Source organism: Kitasatospora sp. NPDC034023, from assembly GCF_055575795.1.
This window is the reverse complement of the sequence record NZ_JBVIRY010000024.1, coordinates 86,740-108,756: the sequence shown is the minus strand read 5'-3', so window position 1 is coordinate 108,756 and position 22,017 is coordinate 86,740. Positions and strand designations below refer to the sequence as shown.

Below are 22,017 nucleotides of genomic sequence, written 5' to 3'. Positions count from 1 at the left end.
GCCGCCCGGCCGCCGTGCCCCAGTCCATTTGCCCGATGAGACGGATGCGGACCATCCTCTGTCCATGGAACGCACGGAACGCACGGAGTCCCCGGCACCCCCGGAATGCCCCCGGCACGTCATCGACCTGGGTGAGGTGACGCTGCGCCGCTTCGCCGGCGAGGCCGACTTCCCCGAGTTCTTCGCGGTCATCGAGGAGTCGGTGGAGCACCTGCGGCCGTGGATGCCGTGGGTGGCCGAGCACAGCCGCGCCAAGACCACCGAGTACCTGGCCACCCGGGCTGAGCGCTGGGCGAGCGGGCAGGACTTCGCCTACGCGATCGTGCTGGACGGCGCCATCGTCGGCGCCTGCGGGTTGTACCGGCGCGACGACGCCCCGGACGACGGCCTCGAGATCGGCTACTGGCTCCACCCCGCCGCCATCGGGCGCGGTCTGGCCACCCGGGCCGCGGCGGCCCTGGTCGACCAGGCCTTCGACCTCCCTGGGGTCGAGTGCGTCGACATCGTCCACGACCCGGGCAACCGGGCCAGCGGCGCGATCCCGGCCCGCCTCGGCTTCACCGTGCACCTGCGTCGCCCCTCCGAGGCGATCGCTCCGGCCGAGACCGGCGAGGAGCAGGTGTGGCGGCTCACCCGCGAGCAGGCCGCCGCGAACGCCCGGCGGTGACCCGTTCGGTGATCCGAGCGGTGGCCCCGGCGGTCCGCCGTCGTGGGGGAAACGTGCGGACCGCCGGGCGCGTCCGGCCGGACGGGACGATCCGGCGGCGCGGCGGGAACGGACGCGGTGGAGGCCGCGCCTCCGCGCGGAGCGCCCCATCTCGAACTCCGCAGCCCCGCCGCGGACCTCACCCGCGGCATCGTGCGTCCGTTCCCGTGCCTGGGAGACCCCACCGGGCCGCAGCGATAACACTTTCATCGGATCGCCCCGCACAGCGCTGAATTGACGGACAGTCATACCGGCTGCGGAATCCGCCGACACCCGGTCAGGAAGCTTGTACCGAACCGTCCGTTTCCTGATACTTCCGGTCAGCGCCTGTCAGGGGCAGATCATCCGTCGTGCTACCGGACAGCACAGCCGGAGCCCGCCCACCGTCTGACCGCGCCTCCCGGCCCCCAACCCCCCAGGGGCCGTACTCCCAGGAGGAGATCGGTGAGGACCAAGCGCGGGACCCCCCGCACCGGCACCACTCGACGCCGTACCCGCCTGCTCGCCGTGGCCCTCGGCCTGCTGACCGCCACCGCGGTCGCCGTGCCGGGCGCCGCGGCGGCCCCCACCCACACCGCCGAACCCGGACAGCTCGCGGCCGTCAGCGACGCCGTCCTGCACGCCGAGGTCGACGGCACCGCGTGGTACGTCGACGAGGCCGCCGGACGCGTCGTGGTGACCGCCGACAGCACCGTGTCCACGGAAGCGCTCGACCGGATCACCCAGGCGTCCGGCGGCGACGCGTCCGTCCTGACCGTCCGCCGCGTCCCCGGCACCCTCGCCCCGCTGCTCGCCGCCGGCGACGCCATCTACGGCGGCCAGTACCGCTGCTCGCTCGGCTTCAACGTGGCGGACGCCGGCGCCCACTACTTCCTCACCGCCGGGCACTGCGGGAACGTCGCCCCCCAGTGGTACACGGACGCCGCCCGCACGACGTCGGTCGGAGCCACCGTCGCCTCGACCTTCCCGAGCCACGACTACGCGCTGGTCCGCTACGACAACTCCGCCCTGAGCCACCCCGGCGGCTTCACCTCCGCGCCGAACGCGTTCGTCGGCGAGGCGGTCAAGCGCACCGGCTCGACGACCGGCACGCACGGCGGCAAGGTCACCGGGCTCAACGCCACCGTGCGCTACAGCGGCGGCGGCACCGTGCGCGGCCTGATCCAGACCGACGTGTGCGCCGAGCCCGGCGACTCCGGCGGCCCGCTCTACGACGGCGCCAAGGCACTCGGCATCACCTCGGGCGGCAGCGGCGACTGCACGGTGGGCGGCACGACCTTCTTCCAGCCGGTCAACGCGGCGCTCGCCGCGTACGGGGTCAACGTGTACTGATCCCCCGCGACCCTGAGACGTCGAGACCCTGAGCCGCCCGGACCCTGCCGTCCAGACCCTGAGCCGTCGAACCGACGAACCGACGAACCGACCAGCCGCCGGCCCCGTTGCGCGCAGCAGCGGGGCCGGCGGCCGTGTGCGGCCCGGTCAGCCCGCGTACACGTCCTCGACGTACCGCCCGGCCTCGATCAGTCCCTGCAGCCAGGCCTGCGCCCGCTGCTCGTCGGCCCCCGGCGTCCGCTCCCGGTGCAGTTCCCGGAAGGCCGCCCGGACGCCCGGCGCCATCCGCCCGCCGTCGCCGCACACGTACACCTCGGCGCCCGCCGCGAGCAGCTCCCAGACCTCGGCGGCCTCCGCCGCGAGGCGGTCCTGCACGAAGCGCCGCCCGTCCTGCGGCCGCTCGCTGAAGGCGGGCCGCATCGAGACCGCGCCGGCCCGGTCGGCCGCCTCCAGCTCGGCCCGGTGCAGGTAGTCCGCTTCGGCGGCGTCGCAGCCGAAGTACAGCAGGGCGGGGGCGAGTTCGGCCCCGTCGGCGAGCAGCGCGCGGCGGTCGGCGACGGCGCCCCGGAAGGGCGCCAGGCCGGTGCCGGCCGCGATCATGATCACCGGGGTGCGGTGGCCGATCCGGAACGCCTCCCGGCAGGGCTGGACCCGGGCGAGCACGGTGTCGCCGACCGCGAGCCGGGCGAGGTGGCCGGAGCCGGTGCCGCGGAAGGTGCCCCGCCCGGAGCGGGCCGGGGCGCTGAGCACGGAGACCATCAGGTCCACCTCGCCCGCGCCGCCGGTCGGCGAGGAGGAGATCGAGTAGTGCCGGGGCCTGATCGGCGGCAGCAGCTCCAGCAGCACCGGCCAGGTCAGGCTCCCCTGCAGGGCCGGGTGGTCCTCGATCAGGTCCAGCAGGGTGCGCGGGTCGTCCTCGGGCAGCGCGCGCAGCGCGGCCTGCTCGGGCGGACAGGGGTTGCGGGCGGCCAGCGCGGCGCGCTGCTCGGCGGTCGGGCGGTCCTGCAACTCGACGTGGTGGGTGAGCAGGTCGCGCACCGTCAGCGGGCGGTCGAGGGCCAGGCCGGTGCGCCGGTGGGCCACGATGTTGAGCACGGTCTGCGGGTCGGCGCCGAACAGCTTGGCCGCGCGCTCGACCAGAGCCGGGTCGTTGGCCGGGAGCACCGTGAGGTGGTCGGCGGTCCGGTAGCCGGCGCCCTCGGGCAGGGCCAGCCGGACCAGGCGCTTGACCCGGGGGTAGCCGGGGTCGGTCAGGCTGTCGACGGCGGTGACGGTCAGCTCGGTCATGTCGTGCCGGGCGGCCAGCGCGGCCAGCGGACCGCCGGCCACCTCGGTCACCGTGTACGCGGCCTCCTGCCACGGCGCGGCCGGGGCGTCGGCGTCCCCGTACCGCTCCAGCAGGGCGACGCGCAGCGCCTCGGTGAACTGCCGCACGGTGCCGGCCAGGTCACCGGAGGCGTCGGCCTCGGCGCGGGCGAGCAGCCGGGTGCCGCCGAGGGCGGCGAGCCGGTCGTCGATCAGGACGGGGACGCGCTGGTAGGTGGCGGCGTAGGTGCGGTCGCCGATGCCGAGCACCGCGTACTCCACGCCGTCCGCCACGCCGCCGGCAGCGCCGTCCTCCGGGCCGTCCTCCTGGAGGCGGCGGACGAAGAGGGCCGCGTCGTCCGTCGGCTGCCCGTTGTACGAGGCGGCCGTGATCACCACCGGACGGTCGGTGGGCAGCCCGTCCGCGTACGCGTCCAGCGGGGCGATCGCGGTGTCGCAGCCGAGGTCGGCGGCGGCCTCCGCGAGCTGCCGGCTGAACTCGCGGCAGGCGCCGTAGTTGGAGCCGTGCAGGAGCAGCAGCCCGGTGCCCTGGCGGACCCGGCCGGGGCGCTCGGCGGCCGCGCCGGTCCGCGGGTCCGCGCCGGTGGCCGGCTCGGCGGCCGGGGGGACGGGCGTGCGCCGGGCGAGGCCGAGGGTGAACTCGTCGGGCTTGATGGTGAGCGTCTGCTTGATGGTCAGCCGGTAGTCGGCGTGGTCGATCAGCCGGTAGCGGTGGACCAGCATGCCGAGCAGCATGGTGGCCTCGTGCAGCGCGAACTGCCTTCCGATGCAGGCGCGTTCGCCGGTGCCGAAGGGCTTGAAGGCGTGCGGGGAGCGGGCCGCCTCGGGCTCGGTGTCGAACCGGGACGGGTCGAACAGCTCCGGGTTGTCGCCCCACGCGGAGTCGCGGTGCAGCATCGGGGTCGACACGAAGACCGTCTCCCCGGCGCGCAGCGGGATCCGTCCGCCGAGCAGGGTGTCCTCGCGCGCCTCGCGGCTGAAGGCGGGCGCGGTGGGCCACAGCCGCAGCGCCTCGTTGAGCACCTGCCGGGTGTACCGCAGGCGTCCGACGTCCTCGTACGAGGGCTCCGGGTCGGCCTGGCCGCCCCAGAGGGCGTCCACCTCCCGCTGCACCTCGCGCAGCACGGCCGGGTGCTTGACCAGGTAGTACATCGCGAAGGACAGCGCGCCCGAGGTGGTCTCGTGGCCGGCGATCAGGAAGGTGATCACCTGGTTGCGGATGTTCTCGGCGTCCAGCCGGGTGCCGTCGGAGGGACGCACCGCGCCGAGCATCAGGCCGAGCAGGTCCTCGGCCGGGCCCTGCTCGTCCTCCCCGGCGCGGGCGGCGATCACCTCGTCGACGACGTTGGCCAGGTAGTCGGCGTCGGCCCGGAAGGCCGCGTCGCGCTCGCTGTGGTCCAGCTCCGGGTCGCGGGTGAGCTGGGTCATCGCCCACTCCAGGCAGCGCACCATCGCGTCGACGAACGGGTGCGGTTCGTCCCGCTCGAAGGAGCCGAAGTCGAAGCCGAAGCCGGCCAGCCCGATGGTGTCCAGCGTCATCCGGGTCATGTCGCCGGGCACGTCCACGGGCAGCGCGGCGGCCTCCCGGCGGTCCCAGGAGTCGATCACCCGGCGGGCCACCCGCAGCATCACCGGGTGGTAGGTGCGCATCGAGCCGAGCGCGAAGGCGGGCATCAGGATGTCGTGCGCCCGGGCCCAGTTGGGCTCGTCGTTGTACGCGGTGAACAGGCCGTCGCCGGTGAACTGGCGGACGTTGACCAGGCCCGGGCCGATCGACTTGGTGAACCGGGTCTCGTCGGCCAGCTCCTCGACCAGCTCCAGGCCGCTGACCACCAGGGTGTCCCGGCCGTGCAGCCGCTGGACGAAGGCCGGGCCGTGCGCTCTGGCCAGCTCCATGGTCCGCAGCATCGGGGCGGCGATCGGCGGCGCCGACGAGATGTCCACCAGGGGGACGGCCGGGGTCTCGCTCGCGGCTCCGCTCCCGGCTCCGTCCCGGGTCTCGGCCCCGGCTTCGGCCGTCGCCCCGTCGCTTGCCCCGTTCCTCGTCTCGGTCATCATCTCGGTCATGGTGGGTCCCTCCCGCAGCGGAAAAGTTCGGCTCTCCCACTCTGTGCCCACCGGGAGGGAGGACCGGCCGTGATCACTACATGATTGTGTAGTACCCGGAGCGTCCGCGGGCTTGCCTACGAACCGTCAGCTCCGGCTGCGCGGATGCCACGGGGAGGAGAGGCCGGAGATGCAACCGACCGAGGACTGCGGTCCGGTACCGGGGAGCCCGCAGGACGCGGCGGTGATCTGGCGCAACCGGGCGTTGCGCCTGCTCGACCACGTGCCGATGCCGATCGCGGTGGTCGAGTTCGGCGGCCGGGTCCTGATCGTCAACCGCGCGATGGCGGCCGAGTTCGGCCTGCTGCCGGGGCAGTTGCGCGAGCGGAAGATCCTGGAGTTCTTCACCCTCCAGGACAGCGACACGCTGCAGGCACTCGCCGAGGCGGTCCGGCTGCACCGCCGCTCGCGGTACCCGGCCCGGGTCTCCTGGACGCCCGCGGACGGCGGCGAACGGCACGGCGAGATGACCGTCGACCTGGTCGGCGACACCCCGGAACAGACCCCGAACCTGCTGCTCTCCCTGCGGACCGTCGAGGCACCCCGGGAGGTGCCGCCGCCGGGCCCGCAGGTCGAGGTCAGCCCGGTCGAGGCCCGGATCCTCGCCGCGGCCGCCCGGGGCGCCACCACCGCGCAGATCGCCCGGGAGATCGGCCTCACCGCGGACGGCGTCAACTACCACCTCGCCCGGCTCTCCCGGCGCTGGCGGGTGCCCAACCGCACCGCCCTGGTCGCCCGCGCCTACGCCACCGGCGTGCTGGCCGCCGACACCTGGCCCCCCGAGCCCGCGGCCTGGTGAGAGCCCGGCGACGGGCGCCGAAACGCCCCGAACGGGTGACGGCGAGCTTCGGCCCGGCTACGCCTGGGCAGCCGCCCCGGGCGGACGGAGCGCTTCGAGGAGGAGGACGGCTTGCGCCAGGACGAGGACCGGACCAGCGGCGACCGGGCGGAGGCGGGCCGGGCGGGCCGGGCCTGCGGCGTCAGGCGGGTGTGCAGCGCAGCGCCGCCCACAGGTCGAGCCGGTCCTCCAGCTTCAGCAGGCTGCGGCCGGTGAGCTCCTCGATCCGCTTCATCCGGTAGTGCACGGTGTTGACGTGGAGGTGGAGTGCCTCGGCCGTCCTGGACCAGGAGGCGCTGTGCCGGAGGAAGGCGTCCAGGGTGTCCAGCAGGGAGACGGTGTTGGTCCGGTCGTGCTCGATCAGCGGCGCGAGGAGCCGGCGGCGGAAGTCCGCGGTGATCTCGGCGGGGACGCCCCGGAGCAGCGTTTCGAGGGAGGTGATCCGCGCGCAGCGGCCGACCGTCCCGGGCGGCTCGACGTGGAGCGCGTAGCGGGCCTGGACGAGCGCGGTCCTGAGGGCCCCGGCGGCCGGTTCGACGGTGGAGCCGATGCCCAGGCGCAGGCGCCGTCGGCCGGTCAGTCCGGCTTCCAGGCGGGGGAGGACGCGCTGCAGGGTCTCCGCGATCCGGGCTTCCGGGGCCGGGGACAGGGCCGCCGCGCCGCCCCGGCCGTCGGGGGCGGCGACGAAGGGGGCGGACAGTTCGTGGAGGGCCTCGGCGAGGGCGGCGGCCGTCCAGGTCGCGGGGGCGCCGTCGATCCGCGCGGCGACCGGGGTCAGGCTCTGGTGCGGGGGCAGGCCGGAGAGGGCGAGCGCGCGTTCGGCCTCGGCCTCGGTGTCGGCGCCGGAGTCGAGCAGTTCGATCAGCCGGGTGCCGGTCTGCCGCTGGGCGGTGGCGGTGGCCCGGTCGCGGGTGGCGAGCGGGGTGAGCAGTTCGGCCAGGCCGTGCAGCATGGCGGTGGCGGTGGGGCCGGGTTCGGTGTGGGGCTGCAGCAGCCAGCCGTCGAAGGGTGACTCGCCGGGCGGGCCGACCGGGACGGGCGTGGCCGCGGCTCGGGCTGCGGTTCGCGATGCGGAGGGCGCCGAGGAGTGCGCAGAGGTGTGCGCCGAGGAGTGCGCAGAGGAGTGCTCCGAGGAGGCCAGCACCCGGCCGGAGCCCGTGGTCAGGAAGCAGCCGGGCAGTCCGAGGTCGGTCACGGCCCGCTCCAGGAGGTCGTCCAGGGAGGCCTCGGTGCGGAGGAGCTGGGTCAGGGCGCGCCGGGCGGCGGCCGGGAGGGCCGCCTGCCCCTCGGCGTGCGCCTGAAGGTCGCCCCACAGGCGCAGGTAGACGCGGTCGGTGACGGAGCGGAAGCTGGTTCCGGCCGGGACCGACAGCAGGGGTACGCCGTGCCGGCGGCAGGCCTCGACCAGTTCCGGCGGGACGGTGCCGTGGGTGCCCTCGCCGGCGAGGAGCGCGGCGACCTCGGCGGTGCGCAGCGAGTTGGCGAAGCGCATCGCCGCCTGGCTCTCGTCCGGCCGCCACCAGACCAGTCCGGAGAGGACCAGTTCGCCGCGCTGCAGGTAGCGCGCCGGGTCCTGCAGGTCGGTGGAGGTCACGCCGGTCACCTCGCGGTCGAGTTGGTGGGGGCTCGCCCAGGCGACCTCGATGTGGAGGTCGTCCAGCTCCAGGAGGTCTCCGACGATCATGTTGTTGCTCCTTGTGCGCCATGTGCGGCATGGGGGTCTCGCACATGCGATGGCTGACGCGTATCAGGCATCGTAAACACAAGGACTAGGGTGCGGTTTTCCTCTTGTGTGATCACCTGACGGCGAGGGCTGCGGAGGGGGCCGTGGTCCGGCGGTCCCGACAGTGGACCGCCGCCCGGACTGCCCCGGGCCGCCTCCCGGGCCACGTCCCGGACCGTCCCGGGCCGCCTCCCGCTCACGGCGCCGCGGGCCGCCGGCGGTGCTTGTCGAGGGCCCGCCAGACCTTGTCCCGCAGGAACGGCGCCTCGGTGAAGCGGATCCCGGTGGCGTCCCGCAGGGCGTTGGCGAAGGCCGCCGGCACCGGGTTGAACGGGCTCTCCGACATCGACTTGGCACCCAAGGGCCCGATGGCGTCCGAGGTCTGCGAGAAGTGCACCTCGGTGCGCGGCACGTCCGCGAAGGCGGGCAGCCGGTAGCGGCGGAACGCCGCCGTGCTGACCTCGCCGCGGTCGTCGACCAGGACCTGCTCGAACAGCGTCGCGCCGAGGGCCTGGGCGACGCCGCCCTCGACCTGGCCGCGACACTGCAGCGGGTTCATCACCTTGCCGGCGTCGGCGCCGTGGACGCTGCGCAGGATCCGGATCTCACCGGTGTCCGGGTCCACCGCGATCCGGAACCACTGGGAGTTGAACGCCACCGAGCGCGGTGAGCCGCCGAAGTGGCCGTCGGCACTGAGCTCCACGCCCTGCCCGCGAGCCGCCTCGAAGACCTCCTTGAGCGCGACCGCCCGCCCGTCGCACTCGACCGCGTCGGCGGTGAGCCGCAGCAGGCCGCGCGGAGTGCGGGCGTACTCCGCGGTGAAGGAGAGGATCCGCTCGGCGAGCGCGTCGGCGGCCTTCATCACGGCCTTGCCCGCGACGACGGTCCCGGCGGAGCCGAAGGCGCCGGTGTCGTGCTTCACCACGTCGGTGTCGGACTGCCGGATCGAGATCCGGTCGAGCGTGGTGCCGAGGGCTCCGGCGGTGATCTGTTGGTGCACGGTGGTGGTGCCGTTGCCGAACTCCGCGGTGCCCACCGCGATGTCGTACGTGCCGTCCTCCAGCAGTTTCACCGTCGCGTCGGCGATGTGGCCGCCGGGCGGGCCGCAGGCGATGGCCGCCATGGCGAAGCCCTGGCCGACCAGCCAGCCCTCGGGGGCGAGTTCGGCGCTGGTGTCGTGCGCGAGGGCGTTGCGGACCACCTGGAGGCACTGGTCGAGTCCGTAGGAGGCGATGTGGAGGTCCTCCTCCTCGCCGAGCGGGCCCTCCATGTGCTCGCCGGGGCCGATGACGTTCCTCTCCCGGAGCACCAGCGGGTCGAGGCCCAGCCGCCGGGCGAGTTCGTCCATCGCCGACTCCACGGCGAAGGTGACCTGGCCGAGACCGTAGCCGCGGAACGCGCCGGCGGGCACCGCGTTGGTGTAGACGGAGTAGGCGTCGACCTTCTTGTGCGGCGCCCGGTAGACGCCCATCGACTCGCCGATGCTGTGGAACATCACGGCCGGCCCGTGGTTGCCGTACGCGCCGGTGTCGGCAACCACCCGGAAGCGCAGGGCCGTCAGGGTGCCGTCGCTCCTGGCGCCCAGCTTGACGGTGATCGTGAACGGGTGCCGGGTGGTGGCGCCGTGGAACTGCTCGGCGCGGGTGAACTCCAGCTTGACCGGCCGGTGCAGCCGCAGCGCCGCCAGCACCGCGATGTCCTCGGTGAGCATCTCCTGCTTGCCGCCGAACCCGCCGCCGACCCGGCCCGCCACCACCCGGACCCTGTCCATCGGCAGGTCGTAGAGGTCGCACAGGGCGCGCCGGGTGAGGAAGGGCACCTGGGTGGAGGAGCGCACCACGATCCGTTCCTCCCCCGTCTCCTCGCTCTCCTCGAAGTACGCGACGCAGCCGTGCGTCTCCAGGCTGGCGTGCTGCACCCGCTGGGTGCGGAAGGTCTCCTCGTAGACCACGTCGGCCTCGGCGAAGCCCCGTTCGACGTCGCCCAGTTCGCCGTGCGCCTCGCCGCAGACGTTGTCCCCGGGCCGGGCGATCCGGGACTCCGGGCCCTTGGGGTGGATCACCGGGGCGCCCGGCCGCATCGCCTCCTCCGGGTCCAGGACGTACGGGAGTCGCTCGTAGGTGACGGCGATCCTCCGGCAGCCCTCCTCGGCGGCACCCTCGCTCTCGGCGACCACGGCGGCCACCCGCTGGCCGACGAAGCGGACCACGTCGTCCAGCACCCGGGTGTCGTCCGGGTCCTCGGTCGGGTGCTCGTGGCGGGCCGTGGAGTACAGCCTGTCCGGCGCGTCCTCGTGGGTGAACACCGCGACCACGCCGGGGACGCGCAGCGCGTCCGAGGTGTCGATGGCGGTGATCCGGGCGTGCGGGTGGGGCGAGCGCAGCAGCTTCATGTGCAGCAGCCCGTCCACCGCCAGGTCGAAGGTGTAGCGGGCGGTGCCGGTCACCACCTGCGGCCCTGCGGGGGCGCCCGGGCTGCGGCCGACGGCCTGGCCGGCGCAGGGCCGTTCGGTGTGCCGAACGCCGCGGACGGCGTCCTCGATCGCCCGGTAGCCGGTGCAGCGGCACAGGTTGCCCTTCAGCGCCCTCGGCAGGTCGGCGAGGTGCTCCTCGTCGAAGGCGGAGGCCGTCATCAGCATGCCGGCCGTGCAGAAGCCGCACTGGAAGCCCTGGGCGTCCAGGAACTTCTGCTGCAGCGGGTGGAGTTCGCCGCCCTTCTCGGCCAGGCCCTCCACGGTGGTGACGGCCCGGCCCTCGGCGCGCAGCGCCGGGTAGAGGCAGCTGTGCACCGGCTCGCCGTCCACCTGCACGGTGCAGGCGCCGCAGTCGCCCGCGTCGCAGCCCTTCTTGACCCCGAACCAGCCGCGGTCGCGCAGGTAGGTGCGCAAGCACTGGCCGGCGCGCGGCTCGGCGTCGAAGTCCTCGCCGTTGACCCGGATGGAGAAGCTCACCGTCCGTCCTCCTCGTCGGCGTGGTGCCCGTCGACCAGTTCGCGGCGGACCTCCTCGGAGAGGCGGAAGGTCATGTGCCGCCGCCAGGCGGGGTGTCCGTGGATGTCGTCGACGTACTCCTCGGGCGCGATGCCGTAGCCGATCGCCTCGCGCACCGCCGCCGCGTTGGGCGGCAGCGGGAAGCGCAGCCGGACGGGGCGCACGGTCGAGGCCGTGACCGTCAGCGCCAGCTCGCCGTCGAGCGGGTCGCGGGTGCCGATGAGCAGCGCGCCCGAGCGGCCGAGCCCGTAGAGGGAGGCCTGCCGGAAGGCCGTGCGCCGCTCCAGGGCCCGGGCGGGCAGGAGGATCGAGCGGAGCAGTTCACCGGGGCGCAGGTCCTTCACCCCCGCGCCGACGACAAAGTCCGCCACGGGGACCTCGCGCACTCCCCCGTCCTGGGACAGCAGGGTGCAGACGCCGTCCAGGGCGGCGGTCAGCGAGATCATCGGCCCGGCCGGCAGCCCGTTGCACAGGTTGCCGCCGACGGTGGCCATGTGCCAGATCTTCCAGGACGCGAGGAACGCCCGGCAGCACTGCTCGACGAGCGGGGCCGTCGGCCGGTCCAGGGTCCGGGCGAAGCGCGACAGTTGGGCGATCGTGCAGGTCGCCGCGATCTCCAGGTCGCCGGCGGGCGTCAGCCGCACCGGCTCCCAGCCCATCCGGCTCAGGTCGATCAGCCGCCGGATGTGCGGCTGCGGCTCGGAGAACAGGTACGTCCCGCCGCCGAGCCAGGCGTCCCCCGGGCGCCAGCTCCCGCGCCGCCGCGCGTCGCGCAGCTCCACCACCGTGTTCAGGTCCACGTTCCGTCACCGTCCTCGATTGCTCGATTGATCGACACGGCGATTGAAGCAACGCGCCACCGGGCGGAACGAGTGGTCGCACGCACCAGCCTCGGGCGGCCAGACTGGACGATCGACCAGCGCATGGACATGTCGCGGTGGTGGCCGCCGCCGCTGGTCCGGGCCCTGCGGCGGGTCGGGGGCAGCGGGCGGGGCCGGGCGCGGGCTCAGCCGTCCGTGCGTCGGACGGCCTCGATGAAGCCCCTGGTGGAGGGCCCGGAGAGCGGGCGGCCGTAGCGTTCCCCGACCTGGTCCAGGGGGGTGAGTGCGGTGGTCCAGCCGTGCCGGTCGAGCCAGCCGTGGGTGTCGGGGCCGAGGCCGCCGCGCCACAGGTCGGTGATGTGGGCGAGGGACGGCTCGTGCGGTGCGGCGCTGACGTCCCCGCCCTTCTCCGTCAGCAGGCGGCTGCCGGGGGCGGCCAGGCCGGCGACCGCCGTGAGCAGTCCGGCGGCCTCCTCGGGCGTGAGGTAGACCAGCAGGCCCTCCGCCAGCCAGGCCGAGCGGCGCGACGGGTCGAACCCGGCCTCGACCAGCCGGGCGGGCCAGTGCGGGTCCAGCAGGTCGGCGGACAGGGTGGTGCGCTCGCTCCTCGGCGCGGCACCGAGCCCGTCGAGGACCTGTTCCTTGAAGGCCAGCACCGGGGCCAGGTCGAGTTCGAACACCCGGGTGCCGGCGGGCCAGTCCAGCCGGTAGGCGCGGGTGTCGAGGCCCGCCGCGAGCAGCACGACCTGGTCGGCTTCGGCGGCGAGGAGGCGGTCGTCGTAGTGGCGGGTGCGCAGGATGCCGTGCGCGACCAGGGCCCTGGCGAGGCCGCTGCCCAGGCCGGCTGCGGGCAGCGGCAGCGCGGCGGCCGTGACGAAGGCGGCGGCGTACGGGTCGACGAAGAGCGGGTCGGGGCGGGCGCTCTCGTAGGCCCGCACCCGGGCGACGGACAGGGAGGTGCGGGACACCGGGCTCAGCGGTTCGGAGGTCGTCATGCCCGCAATGTACATCGCCACCGATACATCGGTGAAGATGTATTATGGCGGCATGGACGGCGTGCAACTCCTCAGACTCGGCAAGCGGTTGACCGAGCTCGGCCGCGCGATGATCACCGACCCGGCCTCCGCGCACCTCACCGCCGGCGGGATCGCCGTGATCTCCGACGTGTACCGCCACCCCGCCACCTCCGTCCAGGAGATCCGGGTCCGCACCGGCTTCGCCCAGAGCCACGTCTCCGTCTCCGTCGCCCGACTGCGCGAGGCCGGCCTGCTCGACGCCGCCGCCGACCCGGCCGACGGGCGGCGCACCCTGCTGACCGTCTCCGAGCGCGCCCGGACCGCCATCCGCGCCCGCGTCGCGCAGCCCGCCGAGCCGGTCATCTCGAAGGCCGTCCCGGACCCGGACCAGGCCCGCCGGGTCACCGAACTGCTCGACGAACTCGCGGGCCTCCTGCTGCGCTGACCAGCGGACCCGGCCGGATTTCCACAACTGCGCTACAAGGAGCCCGGTCTGCTTTCCCGTCAGCCGTCTCCCTGGAATCATCCCCACTGGGCATCGGGGAGGTGCCCGGGACGCGATCGATGGGGGTTGCGATGAACGCTCGGATCAAGGACGCGCGGCCGCCCGGCCGGCCCCGAGTCCTGGCGGCGGTCGGCCGCACGCTGGCCCGGGGCCTGCTCCTGCTGGCGGGCCTGGCCACCGTCTTCGTCGCCTTCAGCTGGTTCGTGGGCGGCTACCGCTCGGTGGACGCCTACCTCGCCGCCCCGGACTGCGGAACGGCGGCGGCCGCGCCCGGCGCGGCCTGCGTACGCCACGAGACGGGCAAGGTCACGGCGGGGAAGGTCGACAACAGCGGCGACTCCACCAGCTACGAGCTGACCGTGGCCCGGGAAACGGCGCGCAGCCACACCTTCGACGTCGGCGAGGCCTTCTACGACGAGGTCGCCATCGGCACGGACGTGGACCTGAAGATCTGGAACGGCCGGGCGGTCGAGGTCTCCTGGCACGGGCACCGCGCCTCGGTACCCGACATCCCCTGGCTGACCTGCCTCAAGGTGGCCCTCCTGGTCGGAGCGGGGACGGCCCTGACCCTGTACGGCCTGGCCTGGCCAAGCGCGAGCGCCCAGGCGGTACCGCCGGCCACCGCCCTCGGGATCGCCTTCGTCTCCCTCCTCGGCAGCTTCACCCTCTGCCTCGCCCAGTGGCCCCTCGTCGTCACCCTGGCCCTCCCCATCCTCGCCTGGCTGCTCTTCACCGCCGTCACCACGGTGGTCGCCCTCGAGGACTGACCCTCCGATCCCGACCGGACCTTGACCCCGCTCCGGTCACGTCCGGGTCCGCGAGCGACTCACCACGTCATCGCCGGCGAGCCGGCTGCCCGGGGGCGTGCCCTCGGGAACGGCGGGCGGCGAGGGCGGCCTCGATTTCGGCCTGGAACGGCGGCGGGAGCGGGGCCGGCCGCCCCGGTCCCCTACCGTGGGAGGAGACGGCCCCTACCGTGGGAGACCATGGCCGACGTCCGGAACGCCGCGGCCCGCGGACGGCCCCGGGCAAGCTCGGGCCGGGAAGGGACGGTGACCGGTGGGTCCCGTGGAGGCGCGGCAGCCCAGGCACCCCGTCACCGAGGCCGTCGTCGTCGGCTCCGGTCCCAACGGCCTGGCCGCCGCCGTCACGCTCGCCGTGCACGGGCTCGCGGTCACCGTGCTGGAAGCCGCCGAGGAGATCGGCGGCGGCGCCCGCAGCGGCGAGACCACCCTGCCCGGCCTGCTGCACGACCACTGCTCGGCGGTGCACCCCTTCGGCGTGGCCTCCGCACTGCTGCGCTCCCCCGACCTCGCCCGGCACGGCCTGCACTGGGCCTGGCCCGACGTGGACCTCGCACACCCCCTGGACGACGGGAACGCGGCCGTGGCCCTGCGCTCGGTCCGGGACAGCGCCCGCGCGCTCGGCGCCGACGCCGAGGCCTGGCTGCGGGTGTTCACCCGGCCGAGCGAGCACTTCGACGCCCTCGCCGACGACGCCCTGCGCCCGCTCCTGCGGGTACCCCGACACCCGCTGCTGCTCGCCGACTTCGGCCGCCGAGCCGCGCAACCCGCCACCGTGCTCGCCCGGCGCTGGCGCACCGACCGGGCCCGGGCTCTGTTCGCCGGGGCGGCCGCGCACGCCTTCCAGCCCCTCGAACGCCCGCTGACCTCCGCCGTCGGCCTGCTCCTCCTCGCCGCCGCCCACCACCGCGGCTGGCCCGTCGCCCGAGGCGGCTCCGGCCGGATCACCGCCGCCCTCGCGGCCCGGCTCACCGAACTCGGCGGACACCTCGAAACCGGGCACCCGGTGCGCTCCCTCGCCGAACTGCCGCCGACCGGGCTCGTCCTGCTGGACGTCGCCCCCGGCGCGGCAGCGGACATCTGCGGCGACCGACTGCCCCCACGCGTACGACGCGCCTACCGGCGCTGGCGGCACGGGCCGGCCGCCTTCCGGATGGACTTCGCCGTGGCCGACGGCGTCCCGTGGCGCCACGAGGACTGCCGCCGGGCCGGCACCGTCCACCTCGGCGGCACCATGGAGGAAATCGCCCACGCCGAACGGGAGACCGCCCACGGCCGGATGCCCGAACGCCCCTTCGTCCTCGTCGCCCAGCAGTACCTCGCCGACCCCGGCCGCTCACGCGGCGACACCCACCCCGTGTACGCCTACGCCCACGTGCCGCACGGCTACGACGGAGACGCCTCCGGGCAGATCCTGGCCCAACTCGAACGCTTCGCCCCCGGCTTCCGGGACCGCGTGCTCGCCACCACCGTCACCCCGGCGTGCCGACTGCCGCGCCACAACGCCAACCTCGTCGGCGGCGACATCAGCACCGGCGCCAACACCCCGCTCCAGACCGTCCTGCGCCCACGCCCCGCCCTCGACCCGTACGCCACCGGCATCCCCGGCGTCTACCTCTGCTCCGCCGCCACCCCACCCGGCGCCGGCGTCCACGGCCTGTGCGGCATCCACGCGGCCCGGTCCGCCCTACGGCACGCGGGGATCACGGCGGCCGGCTGATCAGCCGGCCGCCCGGAGAGCGGGCGACGGGTCGTCGGGGCCGCCGTGGCGTGGCTGCGCCCCGCCGGACGGTGCGCGCCGCGAGCATAGGGCCTGGCGTCGCCGTCCCCCGGTCGGCGGCCGCGACCGGACGCGACCGGAGGCGGCTGCGACCGAACCCCGACGGTGACCGAGCCCCGTTCCCGAGGAAAGGCGTCGTGCTCGATGAACCCCCCGCCGGGACCTGCCCGCCCGCCCGAACCCGATGCGCGGGCGGCCGACGGCGGGCGCCGGTGGCTCCTCGTCGCGGGGATCGCGGGCGTGCTGTTCACGGTCGTGGCCGTGCTGACGGCCGCCCACGGCTGGGCACCGTACCCGTTCGAGCGGGCTGCCAATGACTGGAGTGTCACCCACCGGCCGGCCGCCGCCCGGAGCACGGCCGTCGCCCTCACCTGGCTCGGCAGCGGCGTGGTGCCCTACCTCCTCGCCCTCGCCGCCGGGGCCGTCACCCTCCGCGCCGCGCCCGCGCCGCGCTCCCCGCGCCGCGCCGTCCTGCAGCTGACGGGCCCCGTGCTGTGGCTGATCGCGGGCCAGCTCCTGCGGCTGGGCGTGATGCACGCCTGCGGACGGCCCCGGCCGCCGCGGATGAACTGGGCGACGGACGCGTCCGGGTTCTCCTTCCCCTCCGGCCACTCCTTCACCGCCACGGTCAGCGCCGGTCTGCTCGCCCTGGCCGTCGCCCGGGCCCGCCCGGCCCGGGCCGGGGCCGCGATCGCGGGCGCCGCCGTGTTCGCCGTCGCGATCGGCCTCACCCGCGTCTACCTCGGGGTGCACTGGCCCCTGGACGTCCTCGGCGGCTGGCTCCTCGCCGCCGGCTGGCTCGCCGCCGGCGCCGTCGTCCTGCGCCCGGGCCCACCGCACCGCCGCCGGACACCCGGGAGCCCGACGGATCACCACGCGAGCGACCGAGAGTGACCACCCCGGGAACCCGGCGGGTGCCCGCTCAGACCGGCGGCTGTGCCCGGGCCAGGCCGCGGTCGTACGCGAAGATCACCGCCTGTACCCGGTCCCGGGCGCCGATCTTCGCCAGGACGCGGCTGACGTGCGTCTTGACGGTCGACTCCGCGAGCACCAGGCGTTGGGCGATCTCGCCGTTGGTCCAGCCGTTGGCGACGGCGATCAGGATCTCCCGTTCGCGGTCGGTCAGGGCTTCCAGCCTGGGGTCGGCGGCGGGTGCCGTGCCGGGCGGGCGGATCGGCAGGCGGTGGGCGTAGGCGTCGAGGAGGCGCCGGGTGATGGCGGGGGCGACGACGGCGTCGCCCCCGGCGACGGAGCGGATCCCGGAGAGCAGCTCCTCGGGGCGGGCGTCCTTGAGGAGGAAGCCGCTGGCTCCGGCGCGCAGCGCGGCGTGGGCGTACTCGTCGAGGTCGAAGGTGGTCAGCACGAGGATGCGGGAGCGGCCGCCGCTGGCGACGATCTGCCGGGTGGCCTCGATGCCGTCCATGCCGGGCATGCGGATGTCCATCAGGACGACGTCGGGTCGCAGGTCGGCGGTCAGCCGGACGGCTTCGCCGCCGTGGGCGGCCTCGCCGACGACCTCGGTGTCGGATTGGCTCTCCAGCAGCATGCGGAAGCCGTACCGCTGGAGTGGCTGGTCGTCCACGATGAGGACGGTGGTCACGTCGGTCCGCCTGTCGGGTCGGGGGTGAGGTCGAGTACGGCCTCCACGCTCCATCCTGCACCGGGGCCGGGGCCAGCCGTGACGGTGCCGCCGTAGAGCGCCGCGCGTTCACGGATGCCGGCGAGGCCGTGGCCTTCGCCGCCGGGGTGCGCGGGTGTGCGGGCGTCGGGGGGCGGCCCGCTGTCCTGGACGCGGACCCGCAGCCGGTCGGTGTCGGCGGTCAGGGTGACGTGGGCCCGGGTGTCGGGGCCGGCGTGCTTGAGGGTGTTGGTGAGCGATTCCTGGACGATGCGGTAGGCCATGAGCTGCATGCCGCGGTCCAGGCGGTCGAGGTCGCCGGCCGCCGTGTACACGACCTGCGGTCCGGCGGCGCGGATGCGGGCGCACAGCCCGTCGAGGTCGGCGATGCCCGGCTGCGGGGTGAATTCGGCGGTCTCGTCGCCCTGGTCGCGCAGGACGCCGAGCATGCGGCGCAGTTCGCCGAGTGCCTGGCGGCTGGTGTCGCCGATCAGCAGCAGGGCCTCCCGGCCGCGCTCGGGGGCGGCCTGGGCCGCGTAGGCGCCGCCGTCGGCGAGGGTGACGATGACGGACAGGTTGTGGCCGATGATGTCGTGCATCTCGCGGGCCACCCGGGTGCGCTCGGTGGCGGTGGCGAGCCGGCTGCGCTGGTCGCGTTCGATCTCCAGGCGGGCGGCGCGTTCGCGCAGTCCGGCGAGCTGGGCGCGCCGGATGCGTACCGCGATGCCGAGGGCGACGGCCGCCGTGGCGGCGCTGAACAGGAAGAACAGGGCGTCGCCGACGGGCAGCCCCCCACCGGAGACGGCCACGGCGACCAGGGCGACGGCGCCGACCATGGCCCCGCAGGACCAGGCCAGGTGCCGTAGCCGGCCGTGCAGGGCCAGGCTGTAGAGGGCGATCAGCAGGGCGGCGTCGGCGCGCAGGCCGACGCCCAGCGACCACTGCAGGACGAAGACCGCCATGATCGCGACGAAGGCCGCCGTGGGCCGGCGGCGGCGCCACAGCAGCGGGACGACCAGGCCCGCCTGCAGGGCCAGCGTCGCGGGCAGCGACAGCCGGGCGAGGACGATCCGGTGCTCGCGCGGGCCCTCGCCGTGCCCGGGGAGGAGGTCCGGCAGGCAGAACAGCAGGACGGCGGCGACGACCACGGCGGCGTCGAGCACCCAGGGGTGGTCGCGGTCCGCCTGGCGCACCCGTTGGCCGATCCGGGCCAGGCGCGCGAACAGCGGGCCGGACAGGACCTCGGCTCCGGTGAACGGGCCCGTGGAGGTGGCGTGCTCGCTCACCGGTGGCACCTCCCTGGTCGGACGTCTGTGCTGCGCGATCGCGGAAAGCGGCGCCGGTCTGTCCCGGCGCCGCACTCCGATTGTCTCAGGCCTCGTGCCGCAGGCGCCGTGCCTCAGGCATCAGGCCTCGTGCCTCGTGTCTCGGGCGCCGTGCCTGAGGCATCAGGCCTGACGCCTGGTGCCTCAGGCGTCGGTGCGCACCAGGCGCACGGCGGCTCCCGTCAGGGCGAGCACCGTCCAGCCGAGGAAGACGACCAGTCCGGCCGTCGGCGACAGCGTGGTGCTGTCGTGCTGGAGGGCGAACATCGCCTCGCCCGCGTGGCTGGGCAGGTAGGGGCTGATGTCGTCCTGCCAGGAGCTGGGCAGCAGCGAGGTCAGCCCGGGGATCAGCATCAGCGAGGCCACCAGGACGGCGATGCCGCCGGCCACCGAGCGCAGCAGCGCGCCCAGCGCGACGCCGATCACGCCGACCAGCGCGAGGTAGAGCCCGGCTCCGAGCAGGCCGCGCACGACCCCGGTGTCGGAGAGGGTCATCGCGGCGCGGGTGTCGGCGAGGATCCGGCTGTCGACGAGGAAGGTGGCGAACACCCCGACGGTACCGAGGACCAGCGCGATCACCCCGAACACGGCGGCCTTGGACCACAGCACCGGCAGGCGGCGCGGCACGGCGGCGAGCGTGGAGCGGATCATGCCGGTCGAGTACTCGCCGGCGGCGACCAGGACGCCGAGGACGCCGAGTGCCAGCTGGGCGAAGTTGGTGCCGAACAGGGACAGGCTCAGCGCGCTCGCGGTGGCGAAGTCCCGGTCCATCGGGCGGCCCTCGCTGATCCGCGACTTGAACTGGGACGCGGCGATCAGGCCGAACGCGACCAGGAAGAGCAGGGCGAGGCCGAGGGTGATCCAGGTGGAGCGCAGGGACCACAGCTTGGCCCACTCGGAGCGCAGCACGCGCAGTGCGGTCACCTTGTACGCGGGGCGGGCGGGCCGGAGGTCGGCGGGCGCGGACGTCGGGCTCGGTGCGACAACGCTCATGCCGCGCTCCTCGGGGTTTCGGTGCCGACGGTGTCGGCGGCCTTGGCGGTGGTGGTGCCGTGGTACTCGACGGCGTCGCGGGTCAGCTCCATGAACGCCTCCTCCAGGGAGACCGTGCGGGGAGTGAGCTCGAAGAGCGCGATGCCCTGCTCGGCGGCGGCGAGGCCGATCTCGCGGGCCGTGCGGCCGGTGACCAGGAGTTCCTCCGAGCCGGCCCGGCCGGTGATCTCCACTCCCGGTCCGGCGAGCGCGGAGCGCAGCCCGGCCGGGTCGGCGCTGGCGACCTTGACCGCGTCGCCGCCGGCCTGACGGACCAGTTCCTGCACGGTGGTGTCGGCCAGCAGCCGACCCCGTCCGACGATGATCAGGTGGTCGGCGACCAGGGCCATCTCGCTCATCAGGTGCGAGGAGACGAAGACGGTGCGCCCCTCGGCGGCGAGCCCGGTGAGGAGGTTGCGGATCCACAGGACGCCCTCGGGGTCGAGGCCGTTGACCGGCTCGTCGAGCATCACGGTGGCCGGGTCGCCGAGCAGGGCCGAGGCGATGCCGAGCCGCTGGCCCATGCCGAGCGAGAACGCCCCGGCGCGCTTGCGGGCCACCGACTGCAGGCCGGTCATCTCGATGACCTCGTCGACCCGGCCGCGCGGGATGCCGTGGGTGTGGGCCTGGGCCATCAGGTGGTTGAAGGCGGAGCGACCCGGGTGGATCGACTTGGCCTCCAGCAGCGCGCCGACCTCCTGCAGCGGCGCCGCGTGCTCGGCGTAGCGGCGGCCGTTGACGCGGACCGTTCCGCTGGTGGGGGCGTCGAGACCGACGATCATCCGCATGGTGGTGGACTTGCCCGCCCCGTTGGGCCCGAGGAAGCCCGTCACCGTGCCCGGCCGGACCGTGAAGTCCAGCCGGTCGACGGCGGTCTTCTCGCCGTACCGCTTCGTCAGCTGGTGTGCCTCGATCATCGGTCATCCCTGTGCTCCGGGGCCGGGCCGTCCCGGCCGCCCTCGCCTTCCACGCTAGGGGCAGGGGCGGCCGGATCCGTGGTACCGGGGGCCGATCATCGACGCGCCCGTAGTACCGCGGTACCACGGGCCACGCGTCGGCCGGGCAGCTCGACGGGTGATGTTCCCGCAGGTCGGCCGCCGCCGTCCGGGGGTCGGAGCAGGCCCGGCCGATACTCCGGCCATGACACCCTCCCGCCGGAATTCCCTGCTGCGCGTCACCGCTGCCTGCGCGCTCCTCGCCGTCTGTTCCCCGGTCACGACCGCGGGCGCCGCGGCCGGTACGGAAGCCCACCGCCGTCCCTGCGTGGTGTCCGCGAAGATGTCAGGCCTCGCCCTGCTCCCGGAGGATCCGTTCCACGCGGCGAACGCGGCGCGCACGCGCTGATCGTCGGTGCGCCCTGACCAGGGAGGCCTCCGCACTCCTGCGGCGGCGTGACCGCCGGTCAGTCCTGCGCGGAACCCGCGCCCGCGGACAGTCCGAGGATCGTCGCGGTCAGGATGCGGGCCAGCCGGGGTTCGACCTCGATGACGGCGTGGGCGAGGCGCGGGTCACTGCGGTAGAGGGCGGCGACCTCTGCGCCCGGGTTCGCGATCTGCCACATCGCCCCGGCCAGGGCGACGGCGGTGGCGATCAGGTCGACGACGTCCTGGTCGTTCAGGGTGGGCACCTGCGCGCGGACGGCCGCGGTGATCGGCTCACGGGCGGCGCGGGTGGCGAGCTTGAAGTCGCGCACCGCGTCGAGCGAGACGTTGCGTTCGAGGTTGAGCGGTGCGTGCGCGAGCAGGTCGCAGAACATGCCACGGGCCGCGAGCGTGGCGGCGAACGCCCGCGCCACGGCGGCCGGACCCGGGTCCGCGGCGTCCCGGAGCCGCTCGGACAGCGCGTCCGACCAGTCCTGCCAGCCCTCCGCCGTCAGCCGCAGGAAGATCTGCTCGCGCGTCTCGAAGTACCGCAGCAGCGCCGACTTGTGCATGCCCACCGCGGCGGCGATGTCCGTCAGGGAGACGTCCCGGATGCCGCGCTCCCGGCCGAGTGCCCGGGCCGCCTCCAGGATCGAGGCCTCGCGCAGGCGCTTGGCCTCGGGCGAGCGCGCCCGCTGGAACTCCGATGCTGCTGCTTCCACCCGCCCATCGTAGA

General features: G+C 74.7%; 18 protein-coding genes. 8 read left to right on the top strand and 10 right to left on the bottom strand.

Going from position 1 to position 22,017, the window contains the following annotated elements; translation table 11 throughout:
* Window positions 1-64 precede the first annotated feature (64 nt).
* Window positions 65-667, top strand: a complete 603-nt coding sequence (locus ACZ52R_RS28480; protein ID WP_465614824.1) for a GNAT family N-acetyltransferase — start codon at window positions 65-67, stop codon at window positions 665-667.
* 483 nt (window positions 668-1,150) lie between these two features.
* Window positions 1,151-2,038 (top strand): S1 family peptidase, encoded by an 888-nt coding sequence (locus ACZ52R_RS28475; protein ID WP_465614823.1) that lies wholly within the window; start codon window positions 1,151-1,153, stop codon window positions 2,036-2,038.
* 147 nt (window positions 2,039-2,185) lie between these two features.
* Here the strand turns inward: ACZ52R_RS28475 and ACZ52R_RS28470 are convergent, their stop codons facing one another.
* Entirely contained in the window at window positions 2,186-5,431 is a 3,246-nt protein-coding gene (locus tag ACZ52R_RS28470; RefSeq protein WP_465614822.1) for a bifunctional cytochrome P450/NADPH--P450 reductase, read from the bottom strand.
* Window positions 5,432-5,600: 169 nt separating this feature from the next.
* Between ACZ52R_RS28470 and ACZ52R_RS28465 the strand changes: the two genes are divergently transcribed.
* Window positions 5,601-6,269: a LuxR C-terminal-related transcriptional regulator gene (locus tag ACZ52R_RS28465; RefSeq protein WP_465614821.1), complete on the top strand. Its 669-nt coding sequence runs from the start codon at window positions 5,601-5,603 to the stop codon at window positions 6,267-6,269.
* Between the two features lie 181 nt (window positions 6,270-6,450).
* Here the strand turns inward: ACZ52R_RS28465 and ACZ52R_RS28460 are convergent, their stop codons facing one another.
* The 4 genes from ACZ52R_RS28460 to ACZ52R_RS28445 all read right to left on the bottom strand — a co-directional run bounded on the left by ACZ52R_RS28460 (window position 6,451) and on the right by ACZ52R_RS28445 (window position 12,836).
* The gene (locus ACZ52R_RS28460; protein ID WP_465614820.1) at window positions 6,451-7,992 is read right to left on the bottom strand and encodes a PucR family transcriptional regulator; all 1,542 of its coding nucleotides are present in this window, start codon (window positions 7,990-7,992) and stop codon (window positions 6,451-6,453) included.
* 235 nt (window positions 7,993-8,227) lie between these two features.
* Window positions 8,228-10,981: a molybdopterin-dependent oxidoreductase gene (locus tag ACZ52R_RS28455; RefSeq protein WP_465754398.1), complete on the bottom strand. Its 2,754-nt coding sequence runs from the start codon at window positions 10,979-10,981 to the stop codon at window positions 8,228-8,230.
* The gene (locus ACZ52R_RS28450; protein WP_465614818.1) at window positions 10,978-11,820 is read right to left on the bottom strand and encodes an FAD binding domain-containing protein; all 843 of its coding nucleotides are present in this window, start codon (window positions 11,818-11,820) and stop codon (window positions 10,978-10,980) included. The genes ACZ52R_RS28455 and ACZ52R_RS28450 overlap by 4 nt, the downstream gene beginning before the upstream one ends.
* Window positions 11,821-12,026: 206 nt before the next feature.
* Window positions 12,027-12,836 (bottom strand): SAM-dependent methyltransferase, encoded by an 810-nt coding sequence (locus tag ACZ52R_RS28445; protein WP_465660668.1) that lies wholly within the window; start codon window positions 12,834-12,836, stop codon window positions 12,027-12,029.
* On the opposite strand from ACZ52R_RS28445, the gene ACZ52R_RS28440 reads away from it, so the two are divergent.
* The 4 genes from ACZ52R_RS28440 to ACZ52R_RS28425 all read left to right on the top strand — a co-directional run bounded on the left by ACZ52R_RS28440 (window position 12,835) and on the right by ACZ52R_RS28425 (window position 16,839).
* A complete protein-coding gene (locus tag ACZ52R_RS28440) occupies window positions 12,835-13,302 on the top strand; it encodes a MarR family winged helix-turn-helix transcriptional regulator (protein ID WP_465754397.1) in 468 nt (155 codons plus the stop codon). The two genes, ACZ52R_RS28445 and ACZ52R_RS28440, sit on opposite strands and share 2 nt — an antisense overlap.
* Window positions 13,303-13,433: 131 nt before the next feature.
* On the top strand, window positions 13,434-14,129 hold the full coding sequence (locus ACZ52R_RS28435) for a hypothetical protein (protein ID WP_465660672.1): 696 nt from the start codon (window positions 13,434-13,436) through the stop codon (window positions 14,127-14,129).
* Between the two features lie 292 nt (window positions 14,130-14,421).
* Window positions 14,422-15,885: a phytoene desaturase family protein gene (locus tag ACZ52R_RS28430; protein ID WP_465660674.1), complete on the top strand. Its 1,464-nt coding sequence runs from the start codon at window positions 14,422-14,424 to the stop codon at window positions 15,883-15,885.
* A 204-nt stretch (window positions 15,886-16,089) separates the two neighbouring features.
* A complete protein-coding gene (locus ACZ52R_RS28425) occupies window positions 16,090-16,839 on the top strand; it encodes a phosphatase PAP2 family protein (protein ID WP_465660676.1) in 750 nt (249 codons plus the stop codon).
* Between the two features lie 28 nt (window positions 16,840-16,867).
* Here the strand turns inward: ACZ52R_RS28425 and ACZ52R_RS28420 are convergent, their stop codons facing one another.
* The 4 genes from ACZ52R_RS28420 to ACZ52R_RS28405 form a co-directional block, all read right to left on the bottom strand.
* Entirely contained in the window at window positions 16,868-17,545 is a 678-nt protein-coding gene (locus ACZ52R_RS28420; protein WP_360501410.1) for a response regulator transcription factor, read from the bottom strand.
* Complete coding sequence (locus ACZ52R_RS28415) at window positions 17,542-18,849, bottom strand: sensor histidine kinase (protein WP_465660678.1); 1,308 nt, start codon at window positions 18,847-18,849, stop codon at window positions 17,542-17,544. The genes ACZ52R_RS28420 and ACZ52R_RS28415 overlap by 4 nt, the downstream gene beginning before the upstream one ends.
* Before the next feature lie 183 nt (window positions 18,850-19,032).
* The gene (locus ACZ52R_RS28410) at window positions 19,033-19,881 is read right to left on the bottom strand and encodes an ABC transporter permease (protein ID WP_465614811.1); all 849 of its coding nucleotides are present in this window, start codon (window positions 19,879-19,881) and stop codon (window positions 19,033-19,035) included.
* On the bottom strand, window positions 19,878-20,837 hold the full coding sequence (locus ACZ52R_RS28405) for an ABC transporter ATP-binding protein (protein ID WP_360501402.1): 960 nt from the start codon (window positions 20,835-20,837) through the stop codon (window positions 19,878-19,880). The genes ACZ52R_RS28410 and ACZ52R_RS28405 overlap by 4 nt, the downstream gene beginning before the upstream one ends.
* A 223-nt stretch (window positions 20,838-21,060) precedes the next feature.
* Between ACZ52R_RS28405 and ACZ52R_RS28400 the strand changes: the two genes are divergently transcribed.
* A complete protein-coding gene (locus ACZ52R_RS28400; protein WP_465754396.1) occupies window positions 21,061-21,264 on the top strand; it encodes a hypothetical protein in 204 nt (67 codons plus the stop codon).
* A gap of 58 nt (window positions 21,265-21,322) precedes the next feature.
* Here the strand turns inward: ACZ52R_RS28400 and ACZ52R_RS28395 are convergent, their stop codons facing one another.
* Entirely contained in the window at window positions 21,323-22,003 is a 681-nt protein-coding gene (locus ACZ52R_RS28395) for a TetR/AcrR family transcriptional regulator (RefSeq protein WP_465614810.1), read from the bottom strand.
* Window positions 22,004-22,017 lie beyond the last annotated feature (14 nt).